The organism is Gordonia sp. 11cp (assembly GCF_057767225.1).
In genome coordinates this window covers 1,302,244-1,321,215 of sequence record NZ_CM173437.1, presented here as the reverse complement: position 1 = coordinate 1,321,215, position 18,972 = coordinate 1,302,244, and the positions used below count along the sequence as shown (strand labels likewise).

The following is an 18,972-nucleotide window of genomic DNA, read 5'->3' as shown; positions in this document are numbered from 1 at the left end:
CCGCGGGAGTTCATCTGATGTCAACAAACCGTCGGTAGCGTCGGACATATGCGAAAAATGGGGAGTCGGGGCCCCGGAATTCGCGAGGTGGTGCGGTACGACCTACCCGCATCTCTCGTCGTTTTCCTTGTGGCCCTTCCGTTGTCATTGGGTATCGCGATCGCGTCGGATGCCCCCGTACTGGCCGGGCTCATCGCCGCGGTCGTCGGTGGGATCGTTGCCGGGCTGATAGGTGGTAGCGCACTACAGGTTTCGGGACCGGCCGCTGGTCTGACCGTGGTCGTCGCCGACATGGTCGCCAACTTCGGTTGGCGCGTCACATGTTTCATCACCGTCGGTGCGGGCGTCTTGCAGATCCTGTTCGGTCTGAGCCGGATCGCGGGCGCCGCGCTGGCCATCGCGCCGGTGGTCGTCCACGCGATGCTCGCCGGTATCGGCATCACCATCGCGTTGCAGCAGATCCATGTGCTGCTCGGCGGGAGTTCGGCGAGCAGTGCGTGGGAGAACGTGACCTCGCTGCCCGCGGGACTGGCGGACATCGAGACTTCGGACGCGCTCGTGGGTGGCACGGTGATCGCCGTCCTGCTCATCTGGCCGCTGATGCCGGCCGCGGTGCGCAAGGTGCCCGGCCCGCTCGTGGCGATCGTCGGTGCGACGGCGTTGACGATCGTCTTCGGCCTCGACGTCGAACGGATCAGCATCGACGGCAACTTCTTCGAAGCCATCACTCTTCCCGAACTCCCCGACAGCAGTTGGGCTGCAGTGCTTCTCGGGGTGCTGACGGTCGCGCTGATCGCCAGCGTCGAGTCGCTGCTGTCCGCGGTCGCGGTGGACAAGATGCACACCGGTCCGCGCAGCGACCTCAATCGCGAACTGCTCGGGCAGGGCAGTGCGAACATCACCTCGGGGATGCTCGGCGGACTGCCGGTCACCGGTGTGATCGTGCGCAGCACCACCAACGTCAACTCCGGCGCGCGGACCTCGGCGTCGGCGGTCATGCACGGCGTGTGGGTGCTGGTCTTCGCCGCGCTGCTCACCGGGCTGGTCGAGCAGATCCCGATGGCTGCTCTGGCGGGCCTGCTGGTGGTCATCGGCATCCAGCTGGTGAAGCTGGCACACATGCGGATCGCGCTGCGCACCGGAGATCTGTGGGTCTATGTCATCACGGTGGTGGCGGTGGTCTTCCTCAATCTGCTCGAGGGCGTGGGCATCGGCCTGGCGGTGGCGATCGGACTCGTCGTGTGGCGGGTGGTCCGCGCCGAGATCATCTCGGAGGCAAGCGGTACCGACGATGGTGCGCAGCAATGGACAGTACGCGTGCGCGGCTCGCTGAGCTTCCTGTCATTGCCGAAGCTGAACAAGGCGTTGTCGCAGGTGCCGGACGGGGCGCACCTGACGCTCGAACTCGACACCGACTTCCTCGACAACGCGGCGTCGGAGATGCTCGAGGACTTCCGCTGGGCGCACGAGGCCGGCGGCGGCACGGTGCTCGTCGTCGAGAAGGGGCGTGCCCGGCTCGTCGACGCCCCTCGACGTCCACCGCGGCGCCACACCTCCGGTTTCGCCGGACTGACACCGTGGCGCAATCGAACCGAGTCGGAGACGTCGGTGGACCCGGACCGTCCGGCCGCGCTCCGGTCGGTCCTCGGCGGAGTCGACGAGTACGAGAACGAGCATGCCGACGCCCTGCGCGCGATGCTGGCCGATGTCACCGAGGCGCAGGACCCCGATTCGTTCTTCGTGACATGTGCCGACTCGCGGCTGCTGCCCAACATCATCACCGCCAGCGGTCCGGGCGACCTGTTCACGGTGCGCAACGTGGGCAATCTGATCCCGACCGACAGTGACGACGTATCAGTCGAGGCCGCACTGGAGTTCGCTATCGGGGAGCTGGGGGTGTCGTCCATCGTCGTCTGCGGTCACTCGTCGTGCGGGGCGATGCACGCGCTGCTCGACAGCGAACGGTCAGACAATCACGACCACCAGACCGGATCGGCGACCCCGTCGGAGCAGACGCCGATCCAGCGTTGGCTCAAGCACGCGGTCCCGAGCCGAGTGGCCTTCCGGCACGGGCACCCGGCCGGACGCGCCGCGGCCGAGTTGGGAATGGCCGAGGTCGACCAGTTGGCCGTGGTGAACGTCGCGAAGCAGATCGAGACGCTCGCGCGGCACCCGCTCGTCGGACGCGCCGCGGCAGACGCGCGACTGCGCATCGTCGGACTGTACTTCGACATCGCGACCGCACGTGTCTACGAGGTCACTCCGCAGAGCATCGCGCCGGTCACCGGTGACGATTCGCTCCGCTCCCGGCGCCGCGATCCCGAAACGACATCTGCGCGTTGACGATGCTGCTGCGGGCACGCGTCAGAACATCACCGATCGGAAGTGGGTGACGAACCGCTCGTCCTCGTAGAGGTGGAACGCGATCCCCGGCGGCTGACCGCGATTGACGACCTCCCGGCCCTCGAATGGGAGGTTGAGCGTCGACGACACACCCGGCGCGACGCACAGCGGGCGTTCGGCGAAGGTGGTCACCGCCGGGGTGTGCGCGTGTCCGCAGAGGAACGCGACGATGTTCGGATGTTGTCCGACCAGGGCGGCGAGGCGGTCCTCGTCGTACTGGCGGATCGAGTCCATGAACGGCATGTGCAACTCGACCGGCGGATGGTGAAAAGCGATGAACACCGGGGTGTCCGAGGGTGTCGCGCTGAGCCGGTCCGACAGCCAGGCGATCGTCGCGTCGTCGAGGCGGCCGTCGTTGCGGCCGGGTATGGAGCTGTCACACATCAAGAAGAGAACATCGGAACCGTCGCGTCCGCGCACCGTCCGGGCGTGATTGATCGGACCGGAGGTCTCGGTGCCGATGAGGGCGGCGCTGAACGGTTCGCGGACGTCGTGGTTGCCGGCCGTGATCAGCATCGGCAGCGGACTGTCGAGCACCCCGTGGGCCTCGCGGTACTCGCTGGCCGCACCCTCGTCGGCGATGTCGCCGGTCACCAGCAGGACGTCGATGCCCGCGGCACGAGCATTGATGTAGCTCAGTGCGGCCTGGATGCGGGCCCGATTGAACCGAGTCCCGTTGAAATGCAGGTCGCTGATGTGGGCGACAACGAACACGAAGAGCTCCTGTCACGGTTCCTGACTCCCACGAGGCTAACCGCAGGCAGGGTCCGGCGATGCATCGCCCACTGCGCCACGAGGCGCAACGCACTTCCGCGCCGCCGATGTGGCTCAGCCCGCTTCTCCGATCGACGCCGGTAACGTCGGACGGCCCGCGAGCGACATGAGGGTGAGTCGCCGACCTGCCAACCCCCGACCTGGCAGGTCGGCGGCTGTCTTCGGGTGCGTACCCGGGCGACCACCCGATCCCCGGCATCGAACTGTTTGCATTCTCTCGCGTGTGCGCGCACACTTGCGATCGGCAACTAGTTGCACACCGCAACTAATTGCAAAGGGAAAGTAAAGACGTCGCCCGGAGGTGAGTGCTGTGCCGGCTCTCGATCAGCAGGCGTTCGACGACCTGTTCGAGACGCTGCAGCGGTTCGTGCGCATCCGCGAGCGGGCGGTCCACACCACGTTCCGGACGCGCGAGGGTGAGTTCGAGGCGGCTGCGTTCAAGGCACTGTTCCCCCTCTCCCGACGATCGATGCGATCCCGTGAGCTCGCCGAGGCGATGAGTGCCGATCCGTCGACGGTGAGTCGTCATGTGGCACAGCTCGTGGACCACGGACTGATCCGCCGTGAGGCGGACCCCGACGACGGACGTGCGACCCTGCTCGTCATCACCGACGCGGGCCGGGACCGCGTCCTGGGTATGCGCGAGATCCGGCGATCAGCGATGGCCGGCGTCATGGCGGATTGGTCGGACGACGAACTGCACACCCTGGTCAGGCTTCTCGGACGATTCGTCGACGCTGCCGACGCGGCCCTCAACCCGGCGTGCCCAGCCCGCACGCCGGACGCGGATGCATGAAACCCGTGAAAGGACGACAATGACAGACTCCCCGTCGGGCGCCGACACAGTGGCCCACGACGATGAGGTCGCCGGTGCCGGACTGACCCATCGCCAGATCCTGACCATCCTGGCCGGACTCATGATGGGCATGTTCCTCGCCGCGCTCGACCAGACCATCGTGTCGACTGCGATCCGGACCATCGCCGACGACCTGCAGGGCTACGACATGCAGGCCTGGGTGACCACGGCCTACCTCGTCACCGCGACGATCGTGACACCCCTGTACGGCAAACTGTCCGACCTCTACGGCCGCAAACCGTTCTTCCTGCTGGCGATCTCGATCTTCATCGTCGGTTCGTTGCTGTGCACGATCGCCACGTCGATGTACGAGCTGGCCGCGTTCCGCGCTTTCCAGGGACTCGGCGCGGGCGGGCTGATGACCCTCGCCTTGACCACCATCGGCGACATCGTGCCGCCGCGCGAACGTGCCAAGTACCAGGGCTACTTCCTCGCCGTGTTCGGTACCTCCAGTGTTCTCGGCCCGGTCCTCGGTGGCCTGTTCGCCGGCCAGACGACGATTCTGTGGGTGGCCGGCTGGCGCTGGGTGTTCCTCGTGAACGTGCCGATCGGCCTCGTCGCACTCTTCGTGGTCTACAAGGTGCTCAACTACGACCAGCAGAAGGGTGTCGGCGGGCGAACCGACTACTGGGGCGCGACAGCGCTCGCCGTCGCGGTGGCGCCGCTGCTCATCGTCGCCGAACAAGGGCGCCAATGGGGTTGGAGCTCCGGGCTCTCGATTCTCTGCTACGTGATCGGCGTGCTCGGTATCGCCGCGTTCATCTGGATCGAGCACAAGATGGGCGACGACGCGCTGATTCCGTTGCGCGTCTTCCAGAACCGGGTGTTCAGCCAGGGCATCATCATCTCGGTCGTCATCGGTGCCGTCATGTTCGGCGGAATCTCGATGCTGCCGCAGTACTTTCAGGTCCTCCGCGGATCGAGCCCGATGGTCGCCGGGCTGCAGATGCTGCCCATGGTGCTCGGTCTCATGACCGGCTCGATCCTGTCGGGCCAGCTGATCTCCCGTACCGGCCGCTACAAGATCTTCACGATCGTCGGTGCGGTGCTGATCACCGCCGCCACCTTTCTGCTGCACCTGGTCGGCACCGACACCCCGGTCTACCTGGTCATGCTGATGGCGGCGCTGCTCGGTTTCGGTCTCGGCAACCTGATGCAGCCGATCACCCTGGCCATGCAGAACATCCTGCCGCCCACGGACATGGGCCTGTCCACCGGTACCGCCACCTTCTTCCGCCAGATCGGCGGGACACTCGGCGTCGCGGTCTTCTTCTCGATGCTGTTCTCGTTCATGGGGCCGAGCATCCAGGACGAGATGGTCGCCGCGGCAGCCCAGCCCGAGTACCGGGCCGCGGTCGTGGAGGCCTCCCAGAGCAGCGACCCGCAAGTCAGCGCGTTCGGACAGTCGCTCATCGCGGCCGCGCAGAACCCCGGCGCCGCGGCCGGATCGTCGGACAGCGTCATGAGTGACACCTCCGTCATCGAGAAGCTGCCCACCGAGGTGGCACAGCCGATCAAGGAGGGCTTCGCCGACTCGATGGACCGCGTGTTCCTGGCGGTGTCGATCATCTCGCTGCTGGCCATCATCGGCACGATCACGTGGAAGGAACTCCCGCTGCGCCAAGGACGCCCGATCGGTGCACCGGAGTCGACGCCCGCCTCGTGAGGAGGCCTGCTCCCTGAGGTGGGTCCGTGATCCTCAGGAGGCGCGGGCGGTGGGGAGATCGGTGGCGTAGCGGATCACGGAATCGACTCGGCCGAAGCGCCGTTCGATGATCACGATCGCCTCGGCGAGCTGCTCGGGATCGTCGACATCGGCGACGAGTGCCGCCGTGTACCCGTTGTTTCCCACCATGAACGGCAAGACGGCGGAGTACTCGCTGCTGACGACGGCCACCGGGATGTCGAGGCGGAACAGGGCGTGGGCGTAATCGATGGCGGCGGGATCTTCGAGGACCACGAGCGGGACGGAGACGGTGTTCTTGCTTCTTCTCATGTGTCGAGAGTGGACTCGTAGTGTGGGGTCGGGTTCGGAATCCTCTGTGGATTGGCTGTGAACGTCGCAGCGACAGCGCATCTCATTGCCGGTTGTCCGGCCACGTGCCGCGACCGACTCACTCGGACAAGGTCCTGCCGAACAGGGCCTCGAGTTCGGTGAAGTGATGTTCGCAGGCCTCGTGGTGGTAGGCCTCCAGGTCGGACATCGTATAGCCATGCGGTGCACCGGGGTAGACGGTCGCCGAATGCGCCACGCCCCCGCCGATCAGGGCGTGTTCGAACTGGGCCACTGCCATGGCGGGTAGCGACCGGTCCCTGTCGGCGTGGATCGCGAGGACGAATGCGTTGATGCCGACCAGATGCAGGTGCGGACTGTCGTGGTCGTCGGTGACGAGTTCGCCGGTGTGGAACATGCCGACCGCGGCCACATCGTCGGGCCGGGCGGCTGCGATGTTCAGCGCGAGCCGACCGCCCATGCAGTAGCCGGTGACACCGATCGGGCCGGGCGCGACGCCCGGCAGGGAGCGCAGCGCGTCGAGGTAGGCGACGAGGTCGGGGCGCACCGCGTCGGGGGTGAGGGTCCGCGCCCGAGGCATCGCGGATCCGAAGAACGCGGCCCGAGCCTCGGGTAGCAGGAGATCCTCGGTGGGTGCCCAGTCGGCGGGGGACCCGAACCGGTGGAACAGGTGCGGTACCAGCACGACATAACCCCACGACGCGATGCGGTCGGCCATGGCCTCGATCCGAGGTCGTAGTCCGATCACGTCGGTGAGGAACAGCACGCCGGGTAGAAGGGCGCCGGGTGACGACGAGTCAGGCCGGGCCACATAGGCATCGGTGTCATCGTCGGCCGCGGCGATGGTGATCGTCTCGCCGGTCATGTCCACGCTCCTGTTCTCGTCCGGTCGCAGTGCCGTCGCAGCTCAGAGGTCGCCGGGCAGTTTGTCCCGGCGGATTCCCCGCCAGCTGGGGTGACGCAGGTGTCCGGCCGTCGTCCAGTCCATGAAACGGACCTCGCCGACGATCTTGGGGAGTACCCACACCGCACTCGACTCGACCGGGCGGTCGAGTTTGTCCAGGAACGGCGACCGCGAGATCTCCAACGGGCCGAGTTCCTCGGCGAGCGAACGCAGCTGGGCGTCGGTGAAACCGGTGCCGACCCGACCGACGTAGCGCAGTCCCGTCTCCTCGGGCAGACCGATCAGCAGGGAGCCGATGGTGTGCGCGCGGTTGCCGCGCCCCGGTCGATATCCGCCGACGACGACCTCGATGTCGCTCCAGTTCTTGTGCTTCAGCCAGGTCGTCGACCGACGCCCCTGCTGGTACACCGAGTTGCGGCGTTTGGCGACAACGCCTTCGAGATTGTGTTCGCGGCTGTACTCGACAGCGGCCGATCCCGGGCCGGGGAGCAGCGGCGGAACTTCGACGAAGGCGGAGTTGCGGAACGCGGGTGCGAGTTCCTCGAGGAGCTCGCGCCGGACCGACCACGGCTTGCGCAGCAGCGACGAGCCGTTGAGGAACAGGATGTCGAACAGGTGTAACCGCAGCGAGTACGGCTCGTCGGTGTGCCGGCGCGAGGTCAGGAGGGTGAAGTTGGTGCGTCCGGAGGAGTCGATGGCGACGACCTCGCCGTCGAGTACCACGTCCATGAGCCCGAGATCGTCTGCGAGACCGGCGAGTTCGGGGAAGTCGGCGGTCATGTCGATGCCTGATCGGGAGGTGAGCCGGAAGTCGCCGCCGACCGAGCGGATGAGCAGCCGGTACCCGTCCCACTTCCCCTCGAACGCCCAGTCGCGGCCGTTGAGACCGTCGATCGACTCATCGGTCGCGAGCATCGGGCGTGGATCGGTGAGGCTGTCGGGGACGATCGGCCGCGGCTCGTCGCTCATGAGGTGGGCGAGCCAGTTCTTCTCCCCGGTTCGGATCAGCGCGTACCGCCCCTGGACGCGCTCGCCGTGCAGGCGGACGATGACCTCCTTGTCCCGCCACTTCTCGAGCTCGAATGTGCCCTTGTCCCAGATGGACACGTGCCCGCCGCCGTATTCGCCCGCCGGGATGTCGCCTTCGAAGTCGGCGTAGTCCATGGGGTGGTCCTCGGTCTGCACCGCGAGCCGGTTCTGATCGGGATCGGTGGGCAGGTTCTTCGGCACCGCCCACGACACCAGGACGCCGTCGTGCTCGAGGCGGAAGTCGTAGTGCAGGCGTCGGGCGTGGTGTTCCTGGATCACGAAGATCGGTGCCCGGTCCGTCGGGGAGTCCGTGGAATCGGGCTCATCGGAGGGACTCTCGGACTCCACGCGCTGCCGGTACACCTCGTCGCCGAAAGGCTCGGGCGTCTTCGACTGGTCGCGCTTGCGCCGGTACTCCTTCAGATTGATGACCTGGCCCGCCGCGGGCTCGACAACGGGTTCCGGCCCGCCGTCATCGGCGTCGCGGTAGGGGTCGTCGAGACCGTCGAGGAGATCGCCGAACTCGTCGACCCGGTCGAGCACCTCGGTGTAGAGCAGCTGGGCGAGCTTCGGGTCCTCCATCTCCTCCCAGGTGCGAGGCGCCGCCACCCACGGTTGCTCGCGACCACGCAGCGAGTAGGGGGCGAGGGTGGTCTTGGCGGCGTTGTTCTGGCTCCAGTCGATGAAGACCTTGTCGTCGCGCAGCGACTTGGACATCTTGGCGGTGATGAAATCGCTGTGCTGGCGCGCGAACTCGTTGGCGACCTCTTGTGCCACCTTGCGCGCCGCGTCGGACGTCACGGGTTTGGGAAGCCGTGCGTAGAGGTGGATGCCCTTGCCGCCGCTGGTCACCGGGTAGGTGGTCGCCCCGCCGAGCCAGTTGCGTATTTCGCACGCGACCTCCGCGGTCCGGTGCAGCGGCACCCGTGGACCGGGATCGAGGTCGAAGACGATGCGGTTGGCCATGGGCGCTCCGTCGGGCCCCATGGGGAGCCGCCACTGCGGTGTGTGGATCTCGAGCACGGCCATCTGGGCGAGCCAGACCAGCGTGGCGCGGTCGTCGGCCATCGCATAGGAGATGACCCGTTCACTGTGCTGGATGCCGTGGCGTCGAATCCATTCGGGCGCGCTCTCGGGGACGTTCTTCTCGAAGAACGGGGTCGATTCGACGCCGTTGGGCCACCGCTTGCGGGTGATCAGGCGATTGCGTACATGGGGGAGGAGGACGTCGGCGATGCGCGAGTAGTAGTCGATGACCTCGAACTTGCGGGTCCCGGTCGCCGGATAGAGCACCTTCGAGAGGTTGGTGATCGAGATCCGGCGGCCGTCGACCTCCAGAATCTCGCCGCCTGCCATGTCCCCCATTGTCCACAATGTCGGCTGGATGGGTCACCGGCCGGCGGATTCAGCTGCCTCGCCACAAGCGGCGCCGGCGGACCCGCCGATTATGTCGGGTTGAGGAGCGTCGAAGCGCTTCCGGTGCTGTGCTTGTCGGTGGCTCGCGTCATGATCTCGCGCGCGGTCCGTGCATCGGTGTCCGGGGGGATCACCGCGAGTGTGAGCGTATTCGCGGCGCCCGTGAATCTGACGGTTGCCGGTGTCCAGACCGTGAACCCTTCCAGACTGATCCGTTTTCCGTCGATCGCGATCTTGGTGGTGTCGGAGGATTCCCAATCGCGGACGGCGTAGCCGACGCGTTCGAGTCGTTTCAGGTGTTCTTCGATCGCGGGTGCGATTGCGCGCGTCTCGTCGGCGAGGTCTCGGGTGTGGGGCCACCACGCTCCGTCGACCGAGCCGCGGTCTGATCCGGCGGGTTTGAACTGTATCCGTGACGAGGGTGAGGCATCTGGAGTCATGAGGTGCTTTCCTGGGGTTGATGTCCGTTCCGGCCATTCGCCGGGATCGCGGAGGCGGAGGGGGCGGCGGGGGAGGGGGAGGAAGTCGCGGCCTTGGCGATGATGAGGTCGTTCTCCAATTCCGCCACGGCGCTGAGTATGTGGGCGCCGAGGTCCTTGATCACAGCCGCGGTCTCGGGGTCGAGCGAGCTGCCGGCGGCGAGGCCGAGGAGCTGGGAGTTGAGCTTGCGGGTGATGGGCGGGAGATCGGTTCGTGTCGTCATCGGCGTGCCGAGTCCGCTTCGATCAGCACATCCGAGAGAGTCCCGCCGCGTTCTGCCGCCAGGATCACGTGCTGCCAGATCTCTTCGGCGAACGACCGGTGGACGTCGGTCGCCAAGAGGATGACCGGGTGGGAGTCGTCGTCGACAGTCGCTGTGCGTGAATGGCGGGAGCGTCTCACGTTGCGCCGGGCGAGCACATCACCGACGGGTCGTCCCGGGGTCGCGGCGGTGGCGGGGGCGAACCAGACGTCCCATTCGGCCAGCGTGTCACCGGGTACGCGCCGAGAATCCTCCTCCTGGATACCGGAGACGACGATGTCCGGATGGTGAGAATGCCCGGGACGCGCCCGGTGATAGTCCCCTGTGTGTCCGTACAGACGGCTGCGTGGGGCGGTGTCGAGAATTCGCGAGGTGGTGATCATTGGGCGACCGCCCTGCCTGACCGCCAACGTCGAGCGGCCATACGGCACCGGGGCGCTGGCAGAATGCCGCCAGATATGAGATCCGGTGTATCGCCCAGCCTACACCCGGAAATCCACTCCGGAGCGGTGCTCGCCACCCGGATTGCCGTTCCCTACCGCCATCAGAGCCCAAGTCCTGGCAGAATGGCATCCATGCGCTCGATCTGGAAGGGCGACCTCAGCTTTGGTCTGGTCAATGTGCCGGTCAAGGTCTATTCGGCGACCGAGAGCCACGACCGCAAGTCCTACCAGGTCGACTCGTCGGACGGCACCCGCATCCGCTATCGCCGCGTGCGCGAGGGAACCGACACCGAGGTCGACTACGGCGACATCGCCAACGCCTACGAAGCCGAGTCCGGCGAGACGGTGATCCTCACCAAGGAAGACCTCGCGTCGCTGCCGGTGCAGAAGAGCCCCGAGATCTCGATCCTGGAGTTCGTGCCCGCCGAGCAGGTGGACCCGATCTACTTCGACAAGCCCTACTATCTCGAGCCGTCGTCGAAGTCGCCGAAGGCCTACGTCCTGCTGGCGAAAGCGCTGGAGGAGACGGACCGGCTGGCGATCGCCTCGTTCACCCTGCGCAACCGCACCCGCGTGGCCGCGCTGCGTGTCGTCGACGGCGTGATGACGCTCCAAACCCTGTTGTGGCCCGACGAGGTCCGTAAACCCGACTTCGGCTTCCTCGACGACGACACCGAGATCCGCGATCAGGAACTACAGATGGCGGCGTCCCTGATCGAGTCGATGGCGTCGGACTACGACCCCTCGGAGTTCGAGGACACCTATCAGAACGAGTTGACCAAGCTCATCGAGGCGAAGTCCGAGGGGGGCGAGGCGTTCCCCGAATCCGACGACGAGGACAAGGACACCGACGACTCCGACGTCGCCGATCTCCTCGCCGCACTGCGTGCCTCGGTGAAGGACCGCGGGGGTTCGGACGCCGACTCGAAGGACACCGACTCGAAGGACACCGGCACGGAGGGCACCGGGGCCGAGAAGGCGCCGGCCAAGAAGGCTGCGGCGAAGACCGCCGCGAAGAAGGCCCCGGCCAAGAAGGCGGCCGCCAAGTCGACCGCGAAGAAGACGTCCTCGGGCGGTTCGGCAGGCAAGACGACGGCCAAGAAGTCCCCCGCCAAGAAGTCCTCGCGGAAGGCGAGCTGACCGCTCCACCGGAGAACCGGCGTTTGCGAAAATCGGCTGGCACTCCGCCTGGCGGTTCGGGCAAGCTCGAAGGGTGACATCCGCCGTCGACTCCCGTCTGCCCCGCGCGCTGTTGCCGTTCGCGCGCCGGCAGTACCGGCTGCTCGCGTCCGGACTGATCCTCGCGATGTTCGCCGACGGTGTGTGGACGATCGCGGTGATCTGGCAGGTCATCGCGCTCGGTGGCGGCCCGGGCCAGGTGTCGCTGGCCACCGGCGCGGCCGCGGTGGGGATGCTGTTCTCCACACTGGCCGGCGGTGTGCTTGCCGACCGTATCTCGCAGCGCCACATAATGATCGGGCTCGAGGCCGCGAAGATGGTCGCGTTCGGTGCGATCGGTCTGGCGTCGATCACGGGTGTGCTGCAACTCTGGCATGTGGTGCTGGCGTCGCTGCTGGGCGGTATCACCACCGGGATGTACTACCCCGCCTACTCGGCGCTCCTGCCCGGCATCGTCGCGCCTTCGGAACTGCAGGCGGCCAACGGGATCGAGGGATTCTTCCGTCCCGTCGTCTTTCAGGCGGTCGGCCCGATGGTCGCCGGTGCCGTCATCGGTGCCTGGGCGCCGGGACCCGCGGTGCTGATGGCGGCGATCGCGGCGATCGCCTCCGGTGCTTGTTATCTCGCGATGTCGCCGGTCACCGCACGGCGCTTCGGAGAGGCGGCGCAGGACCAGCCGGAAGTGGCGGTCGAGGGCGCCGGCGTCCGCCGGATCGTGACCGACCTGGCCGAGGGATTCGTCTACATGGCGCGGACTCCGTGGCTGTGGGGGACGCTGCTCTTCGCGTGTGTGCTGGTGCTGGCGACGCTCGGTCCGATCGAGGTCCTCGTCCCGTTCGCGCTGCGCGAGCGCATCGACGGAGGTGCGACCCAGCACGCCTGGGTTCTGGCCGGATTCGGGCTCGGTGCGGCCGCGGCGTCGCTGGTCTTCGCCTCGATCCCGATGCCGCGCCGGTACCTGACCGTCATGTTCTCGCTGTGGGCGTTCTCGAGCCTGCCGCTGGTGTTGATGGGTCTCGCCGATTCGACCTGGATGTTCATCGCCGCCGGGGTGACCATGGGCATCTTGTTCGACGGCCCGATGGTCCTGTGGGGGACGCTGTTACAGCGTCGGGTCCCGCCCGCGCTGCTGGGTCGCATCGCCAGCCTCGACTTCTTCGTGTCGGTCGCGCTGATGCCGGTGTCGATGGCGATCGCCGCCCCCGTCTCCTCGGCCATCGGACTGACCGCCACGTTCGTGCTGGCCGGGTTGTTACCGGTGCCGATCGCGTGGGCCTTCTACGTCGCCGCGCGCATGTGGCGCGACGAGATCGAGAACCCCCTCGTCGACGACGCGCACCCGAAGCTGGTCGACCCCGCCGTCCTATAGTCCGAAATCGCGCGAACCGCGGCTTCGGGCTATGGAATCGGCTCTAGAGAACACGGGCGGCGCCTTCGACGACACTTGCCGTGAGTGCTTGTAGCAGAGGTGAACTCAGCTTCCAGTACTGCCAGTACAGCGGGACGTCGATGTGGTGGTCGGCGATGAGGCGGACGCGACCCGCGTCGAGAGCCTCGGCGATCTGGACGACGGGGACAGCGCCCCAGCCGATCCCGAGCGTGACGGCGCGGTGGTATTCGGTCGACGCCGGGATGTAGACCGCCGGCGGGTCGACGGGCCGGCCCGCGAGGGCCGCCGAGATGTTCCGCTGAATGTGATCGTTGCGGTCGAACTGCACCATCGGGGCGCGGGCCAGGGAATCGGCGTCGGGTCCGTCGGGCAGCCAGGTCTCGATGAATTCCGTTGTGGCAACGGGCAGATAGCGCATCGTGCCGAGCGACTGGAGTGCACACCCGCGAATCGCCAGAGGCTCCGAGGTCACCGCGGCGAGCACGTCGCCGGTGCGGAGCAGGGTGCTGCTGCGTGTCTCGTCGTCGCGGAAGATCTCGACCGCCACCGCGTGTTCCCGGTGGAACTGTGCCAGTACCGGCAGCAACCAGGTCGCGAGGGAATCGGCGTTGGTGGCGATCGGGAGGTGGATGCGTGGACGCTCGACCAGTGGCAGCCCGTCGTCGTCGGGGGCGCCGACGAACTCGGCTCGTGTCTCGGCGAGCAGGAGTTCCCATTGTTTGGCCAGGCGGACCAGCACCTCGCCGTCAGGGGTGGCGGTCGCGGGCTTGGTCCGCCGCAACAGGACCCGGCCGGCAGCGGACTCGAGCGCCTTGATCCGCTGGCTCACCGCCGACGGGGTGATGTGCAGGGCGGTGGCCGCGGCGTCGAACGTTCCCTCGCGCAGCACCGCGGCCAGCGTGCGCAGGCCTTCCTGGCTGATGTCCACGAGCCGAGGCTAGACGACCCGGATCAGGCCGGGACGGAACTCGGCTCGGCGGCCCGGCGCCCGCGCATCACCCCGAGTGCGAGCAGTCCGGCGCCGATCGCCACCCAGCCGACGAGCACGGCTGCTTCTCCGGTGATGCTCGCGGCCGGGAAGTACGCGACCGAGCGGAGCAGCGTGCCGCCTGCGCCGGGTGGCAGCCACTGTCCGATCGCTCCCCACGGGGCGGGGAGCAGGTACGGGGACGACGCCAGACCCGACAGCGGGTTGGAGATCAGCACCATCACCAGCGCGGACACCCCGACACCCGCGGTACCCAGAAGGCTTCCCGCGCCGACCGTGAACCAGGTGATCGCACCGATCATCAGCGCCGCGGCGAGACCGACGGCGCCGACTCCACCGTCGATGACGCCCAGCCATGACCATGTCGCCGCGAAGCCGAAGCCGGCCATCAGCGGACCCAGGACCGCCAACGTCACCTGCATCGCGACGCGCCCGCGCAGCGCGACCGCCGCTGCTCCGCCCAGTGCCATGCCGGCGATCAGCAACGGCAACAATCCGGCGGCGAAACCGGTTCCGCGGGCGTCGGTTTCGGGGGTGGGGACGACTGCTTCGATGGCGACGGGTACGCGTTGAGCGGTGGCGATGCCACTGCCCACCCCGGAGACGACCTGCGCCAGCACGGGGGATCCCGCCTCTGCGGTCAGGACCGTGACCCCGCCGGGTCCGACCGCGATCGCGCCCACCAGATCGCGCCGTTCGATCGCGGCGCGGGCGTCGTCGACGTCGGTGAATCGTTCGACGACGAAGGCGTCGGGGCCCGCCCGCTCGGCGAGTGCCGACTCGATCGTCTGCGCGGCGGCCGGAGGTGCGACGAGACCCAGTGGGGCCTCGTGTGGTTCGGGATCGACGGCCAGCGACACGAACATCGCGGCGATCGCGACCACGAGCGTCGGGATTCCGACGATCATCGCCGCCACCTGCCGCCAGCTCGGTGCATGGCCTGACGCGGGTCCCGCGGTCGTGCCGGGGCCATCTGGTCGGGTATCCGTCGGGTGCAGCTCGGTGGTCATGACATCTCCTAAAAAGAACGAGCCTTCGTTTTGAAGAGTATGCGCCGACCGTAGGCTGGAATCAAGAACGAATATTCGTTTTAGACTGTCCGCATGCCGAAGATCAGCGACGAACGCAAGCTCGAACGAAGTCAGCAGATTCTCGACGCCGCTCGCCGCTGCTTCATCGACAAGGGGTTCCACCGCGCGTCGATGTCCGACGTGATCCGGGAATCCGGGCTCAGTGCGGGAGCCGTCTACTCGTACTACTCCTCGAAGGAGGAGCTGATCGCCGCGGTCGCGCGGTCGATCTTCGTCGCATACGAGACGGGCATCAATGGCTTCGACGACCCGGGGGCCCGACCCGCCTCACCCGAGGCCGCGGTGCGTTCGCTCGCGGAACGGATCCTGCTCGAGATCGCCCCGTTGACCGACGGTTTCCGGATGGTTCTGACGGTGTGGGGTGAGGCCTCGAACAATCCCGCCCTTCGCGAGACCGTGGGCGACATCGTCCGTGGATTGCGTGGGGTCTTCGAGCGCGTCTTGACGGACTGGCGGGCGGCGGGTCACGAACTGCCCGCGGAACCCACGATCCTCGCCCAGGTGATGGTGTCGGTCATGCAGGGAGCGGTCGTGCAGCAGGGACTGGTCGGCGACGTGGAGATCGACGACTACATCGACGCGTTCTGCGCGGTCCTGCGCGTCGCGGGACTGGGCGACGACGCGACCTAACCTGAAGCTCAGCTGTTGATTCGTGAGAAACTTTCGCTGTACTGAGGCAGGTGGGCGCTCCTAACGTCGTCCCCGTGACCGTCTATCTCGTTCCCGCGCTCGCCGGACTCCTGACCGGAGCCGGCCTGATCATCGCCATCGGACCCCAGAACGTCTTCGTGCTGCGCCAGGGTGTCGCGCGCCGACACACCGCGTCGATCGTGGCGGTCTGTGCGGTCTCCGACATCGTCCTCATCGTGGCGGGTGTCGCCGGACTCGGCGCCCTCGTCGGCGCGCATCCGGAGGTGGTGACGTTCGCCAAGGTGGCCGGCGGACTCTATGTGGGGGCGCTGGGGGTGCTGGCCGTCAGACGCTGCCTGCGCAGCAACGAGGTGATCGAGGCCGAGGCCACCGGGGTCGACGACAGGGGAGCCGAGTCCACCGGACGCTGGATCGCGGTGGGCACGGCGCTGGCCCTGACCTGGCTGAACCCCCACGTCTACCTCGACACCGTCATCACCATGGGCGCCATCGCGAACGGACACGGAAACGGCAAGTGGGCGTTCGCTTTCGGTGCGTGCATCGCGAGCGTTCTGTGGTTCACCGCCCTCGGCGGCGGGGCGCGCAGGCTGTCCGGGTTCTTCGCCAGTCCGCGTGCGTGGAAGGTGCTCGACGCGGTCGTCGCCCTCATCATGCTGGGTATGGCGGTGGCTCTGTTCGCCTCGATCTGACGCCGGATCGGAGTCGTCCGGAGATCGCCCGACACGACCAGCGGCAAGCCACTGCGGCGTAGGCGTGGAGTTTTCGGGTATCCCGGAGGGGTGACACCGCGCCGATCGGCCCCCACGGTGACTCGCGAGACCTCGTTCCGCGAGCACGCGAAGACGCTCGACGTCCGTGCGCTGGTGGCGGATGTCCGCACCACCCTCGGCCGCGGGGACCTCGCGGCTGCCGCCGCCACGCTGACCTACTTCGCCGCGATCGCCGTCGTCCCGTGGGCGCTCCTCGGAATCTGGTCGACGACGTGGCTGCGCGGCCCGTCGGCCGCCGAGTCCCTGTCGGAGCTTCGCGTGCTCATCCCGCCGGCGATGGGCGGCCGCGGTGTCTTCGACGAGGCAGTCGTGATCGGCACCGGGCTGTCGCTGATGAGCGCTGTCGTGCTGCTGTTCCCGGCGTCGTTCTACGGCGAGGGACTTCGCCGTGCGTGCATGACGCTGTATCCGCGGGACGACCGGTTCACCGGCTGGCGGTCGCGGATCTGGGTGCTGGGGCTGGTCGTCGTCGTGCCGCCGCTGGCCTTCGTCGTCGTCGGCGTCGCGGGCACACTCACCACGCTCGCGCCCGACGGCGGCGGGACGGGCGGTCTCGGGGATCTCGTGGTGCGGATCGTGGTCGAGTTCATCGTCGTCTGGCTGACGGTGGCCATCGCGCTGACGTGGGTGTACTGGCGGGTGACGCCCGGCGAGCCGACGCTGGGAGTCGCGGCGGTCACGGCTCTCGGGACCGCGTCGTTCATCGCCGGGTTCTTCCAGGGCTTCCTGCTGTTCCTGTCCCTGCCGATCGACGTCGGTATCCCGTACGGGGGGCTCCGGGTGATCGGCGGCGTGGTGGCGGTCGGGCTGTGGCTCTACGTCGCGCATGTCATCGTGATCGTCGGATGGGCGGTTGGGCAGGCGATCTCGAAGCAGAGGAGGGACCGTGTCCGCGGAACCTGAACACCTCGCGGCCGGCCGGATGGAGCCCGCCCGGGACGAGGCCCTCGACGCCTGGTCGGAACTCCACGGCGGTATCGATCCGCGGCAGAACCCGTGGGTGCGCGGCTGGGTGCTGATCAGCCATTGGTGCGCGCGCCCGCTCGCACGGCTCGGTGTGTCCGCCAACACCGTCACGGTGCTCGGCGTGGTCGCCACCGCGACGGCACTGTGTCTGACGATCCTCGGGGGCTGGTGGCCGTTGCTCGCCGCACTGGTCATCCTGGTGGCGGCGCTGCTCGACGGCGTCGACGGCGCGATCGCGGCCCAGACGCGAACGGCGTCGCGGTGGGGCCGGCTCAACGACGCCGTCGCCGACCGGTGCTCCGACGTCATGCTGATCGGCATCGTCGTGGTCGTGGGAGCGCCGTCGTGGCTGGGCGTCTCGATCGTGGTGCTGACCCTCATCCTCGAGACGACCCGTGCCACGGCGCAGGCGGTCGGGATGACCGGGCCGGGTGCGGTCACCGTGTGGGAACGACCGTCGCGGGTGATACTGGCGATCATCGCCGCGCTGTGTTCGACCTGGTGGTGGGCTACCGGCCTGGCCTCCGGCACCGTCACGGTGCTGGCCGCAGCCATCGCGGTGACCGGAGCCGTACTCGCGGTCGTGGGCACGGTCCAGCTCGGAGTCGCGGTGCGGAAACAGACCCGACGGCTCGGATGATCCCGGGTGACGGACAGCTCCCCATCCGGATCGGGCGTCGGCGACGAAGTGCCCCCTGAACGACAATGCCCCGTGACGAACAATGGGGAACGGCGGGTGCCCGCTTCCACGATCTCGACGCGATGAGGAAATCTTCGATGACCAACGACTCGGTGGTTCTCGCCGACGCCGACGGCCGCCCATGCGGCACCGCCGACCGCGAGGCGGTGCACGGGTTCGACACCCCGCTGCACTTCGCCTTCTCGTGCCACCTCGTCGTCGACGGCCGCATCCTCATGACGCGTCGGGCATTGTCCAAGCGGAGCTGGCCCGGTGTGTGGACCAACTCGTTCTGCGGGCACCCGCGTCCGGGTGAGGACGTTGTCGACGCCGTGCACCGGTACGCCGTGCGCGAGCTCGGTATCGAGGTCGCCGACGTCCGCTGCGTCCTGCCCGACTTCCGGTACCGGGCGGTCGACGCGAGCGGGATCGTGGAGAACGAGATCTGCCCGGTGTTCGTCGCGCGCCCGCTGGCAACGCCCCGACCCGCGCCCGACGAGGTCGCCGAACACGTCTGGGCCGATGTCGCCGACGTGTGGTCACTCGTCGAACGCACCCCGTGGTCGGTCAGCCCGTGGTTCGTCGAACAGGTGCGCCAGCTGCCGAATGGTCACGACGGTTCGGTCCACGAGACCCATCCGGCGATGTCCCGGGCATCGAATTCATGACGTCAGGCA

Annotated in this window: 19 protein-coding genes; 10 read left to right on the top strand and 9 right to left on the bottom strand. The window is 67.7% G+C overall.

Annotated elements, in window-relative coordinates:
- Positions 1–57 precede the first annotated feature (57 nt).
- Positions 58–2,343: a SulP family inorganic anion transporter gene (locus tag AC3B6C_RS05750; protein ID WP_488376229.1), complete on the top strand. Its 2,286-nt coding sequence runs from the start codon at positions 58–60 to the stop codon at positions 2,341–2,343.
- A 21-nt stretch (positions 2,344–2,364) separates the two neighbouring features.
- Here AC3B6C_RS05750 and AC3B6C_RS05745 read toward each other — a convergent pair whose 3' ends face one another.
- Positions 2,365–3,117, bottom strand: a complete 753-nt coding sequence (locus tag AC3B6C_RS05745) for a metallophosphoesterase (protein WP_010843152.1) — start codon at positions 3,115–3,117, stop codon at positions 2,365–2,367.
- Between the two features lie 370 nt (positions 3,118–3,487).
- Between AC3B6C_RS05745 and AC3B6C_RS05740 the strand changes: the two genes are divergently transcribed.
- Positions 3,488–3,973 (top strand): MarR family winged helix-turn-helix transcriptional regulator, encoded by a 486-nt coding sequence (locus AC3B6C_RS05740; protein WP_488375325.1) that lies wholly within the window; start codon positions 3,488–3,490, stop codon positions 3,971–3,973.
- 19 nt (positions 3,974–3,992) lie between these two features.
- Positions 3,993–5,699, top strand: coding sequence for an MDR family MFS transporter (locus AC3B6C_RS05735; protein WP_010843150.1), 1,707 nt, complete (start codon positions 3,993–3,995; stop codon positions 5,697–5,699).
- 33 nt (positions 5,700–5,732) lie between these two features.
- On the opposite strand, the gene AC3B6C_RS05730 is transcribed toward AC3B6C_RS05735, so the two are convergent.
- The 6 genes from AC3B6C_RS05730 to AC3B6C_RS05705 form a co-directional block, all read right to left on the bottom strand.
- Entirely contained in the window at positions 5,733–6,029 is a 297-nt protein-coding gene (locus AC3B6C_RS05730) for a hypothetical protein (RefSeq protein WP_010843147.1), read from the bottom strand.
- 118 nt (positions 6,030–6,147) lie between these two features.
- Complete coding sequence (locus tag AC3B6C_RS05725; RefSeq protein ID WP_014928513.1) at positions 6,148–6,912, bottom strand: dienelactone hydrolase family protein; 765 nt, start codon at positions 6,910–6,912, stop codon at positions 6,148–6,150.
- 42 nt (positions 6,913–6,954) lie between these two features.
- On the bottom strand, positions 6,955–9,336 hold the full coding sequence (locus AC3B6C_RS05720; RefSeq protein WP_488375324.1) for an ATP-dependent DNA ligase: 2,382 nt from the start codon (positions 9,334–9,336) through the stop codon (positions 6,955–6,957).
- Between the two features lie 89 nt (positions 9,337–9,425).
- Positions 9,426–9,836, bottom strand: coding sequence for a DUF5994 family protein (locus AC3B6C_RS05715; RefSeq protein ID WP_488375323.1), 411 nt, complete (start codon positions 9,834–9,836; stop codon positions 9,426–9,428).
- On the bottom strand, positions 9,833–10,099 hold the full coding sequence (locus AC3B6C_RS05710) for a hypothetical protein (RefSeq protein WP_055476422.1): 267 nt from the start codon (positions 10,097–10,099) through the stop codon (positions 9,833–9,835). Before AC3B6C_RS05710 ends, AC3B6C_RS05715 begins: the two co-directional genes overlap by 4 nt.
- On the bottom strand, positions 10,096–10,521 hold the full coding sequence (locus AC3B6C_RS05705) for a hypothetical protein (RefSeq protein WP_055476421.1): 426 nt from the start codon (positions 10,519–10,521) through the stop codon (positions 10,096–10,098). The genes AC3B6C_RS05710 and AC3B6C_RS05705 overlap by 4 nt, the downstream gene beginning before the upstream one ends.
- A 192-nt stretch (positions 10,522–10,713) precedes the next feature.
- Between AC3B6C_RS05705 and ku the strand changes: the two genes are divergently transcribed.
- The gene (gene ku, locus AC3B6C_RS05700; RefSeq protein WP_010843141.1) at positions 10,714–11,721 is read left to right on the top strand and encodes a non-homologous end joining protein Ku; all 1,008 of its coding nucleotides are present in this window, start codon (positions 10,714–10,716) and stop codon (positions 11,719–11,721) included.
- A 73-nt stretch (positions 11,722–11,794) separates the two neighbouring features.
- Positions 11,795–13,129: an MFS transporter gene (locus tag AC3B6C_RS05695; protein ID WP_488375322.1), complete on the top strand. Its 1,335-nt coding sequence runs from the start codon at positions 11,795–11,797 to the stop codon at positions 13,127–13,129.
- Positions 13,130–13,172: 43 nt separating this feature from the next.
- On the opposite strand, the gene AC3B6C_RS05690 is transcribed toward AC3B6C_RS05695, so the two are convergent.
- Positions 13,173–14,078, bottom strand: a complete 906-nt coding sequence (locus tag AC3B6C_RS05690; RefSeq protein WP_044507377.1) for a LysR family transcriptional regulator ArgP — start codon at positions 14,076–14,078, stop codon at positions 13,173–13,175.
- Between the two features lie 23 nt (positions 14,079–14,101).
- A complete protein-coding gene (locus AC3B6C_RS05685) occupies positions 14,102–15,148 on the bottom strand; it encodes an ABC transporter permease (protein WP_488375321.1) in 1,047 nt (348 codons plus the stop codon).
- A gap of 93 nt (positions 15,149–15,241) precedes the next feature.
- On the opposite strand from AC3B6C_RS05685, the gene AC3B6C_RS05680 reads away from it, so the two are divergent.
- From AC3B6C_RS05680 to idi, 5 genes are all read left to right on the top strand, one after another.
- The gene (locus AC3B6C_RS05680; protein ID WP_488375320.1) at positions 15,242–15,859 is read left to right on the top strand and encodes a TetR/AcrR family transcriptional regulator; all 618 of its coding nucleotides are present in this window, start codon (positions 15,242–15,244) and stop codon (positions 15,857–15,859) included.
- 74 nt (positions 15,860–15,933) lie between these two features.
- Positions 15,934–16,569 carry a LysE/ArgO family amino acid transporter gene (locus tag AC3B6C_RS05675; RefSeq protein ID WP_488375319.1) on the top strand — a complete coding sequence of 212 codons (636 nt, stop codon included), beginning with the start codon at positions 15,934–15,936 and terminating at the stop codon, positions 16,567–16,569.
- Between the two features lie 117 nt (positions 16,570–16,686).
- Positions 16,687–17,553, top strand: coding sequence for a YhjD/YihY/BrkB family envelope integrity protein (locus AC3B6C_RS05670; protein WP_055476415.1), 867 nt, complete (start codon positions 16,687–16,689; stop codon positions 17,551–17,553).
- A gap of 19 nt (positions 17,554–17,572) precedes the next feature.
- Positions 17,573–18,256 carry a CDP-alcohol phosphatidyltransferase family protein gene (locus AC3B6C_RS05665; protein ID WP_488376227.1) on the top strand — a complete coding sequence of 228 codons (684 nt, stop codon included), beginning with the start codon at positions 17,573–17,575 and terminating at the stop codon, positions 18,254–18,256.
- A gap of 137 nt (positions 18,257–18,393) precedes the next feature.
- Positions 18,394–18,963, top strand: a complete 570-nt coding sequence (idi, locus tag AC3B6C_RS05660) for an isopentenyl-diphosphate Delta-isomerase (RefSeq protein ID WP_014928502.1) — start codon at positions 18,394–18,396, stop codon at positions 18,961–18,963.
- The last annotated feature ends 9 nt before the right edge of the window (positions 18,964–18,972 follow it).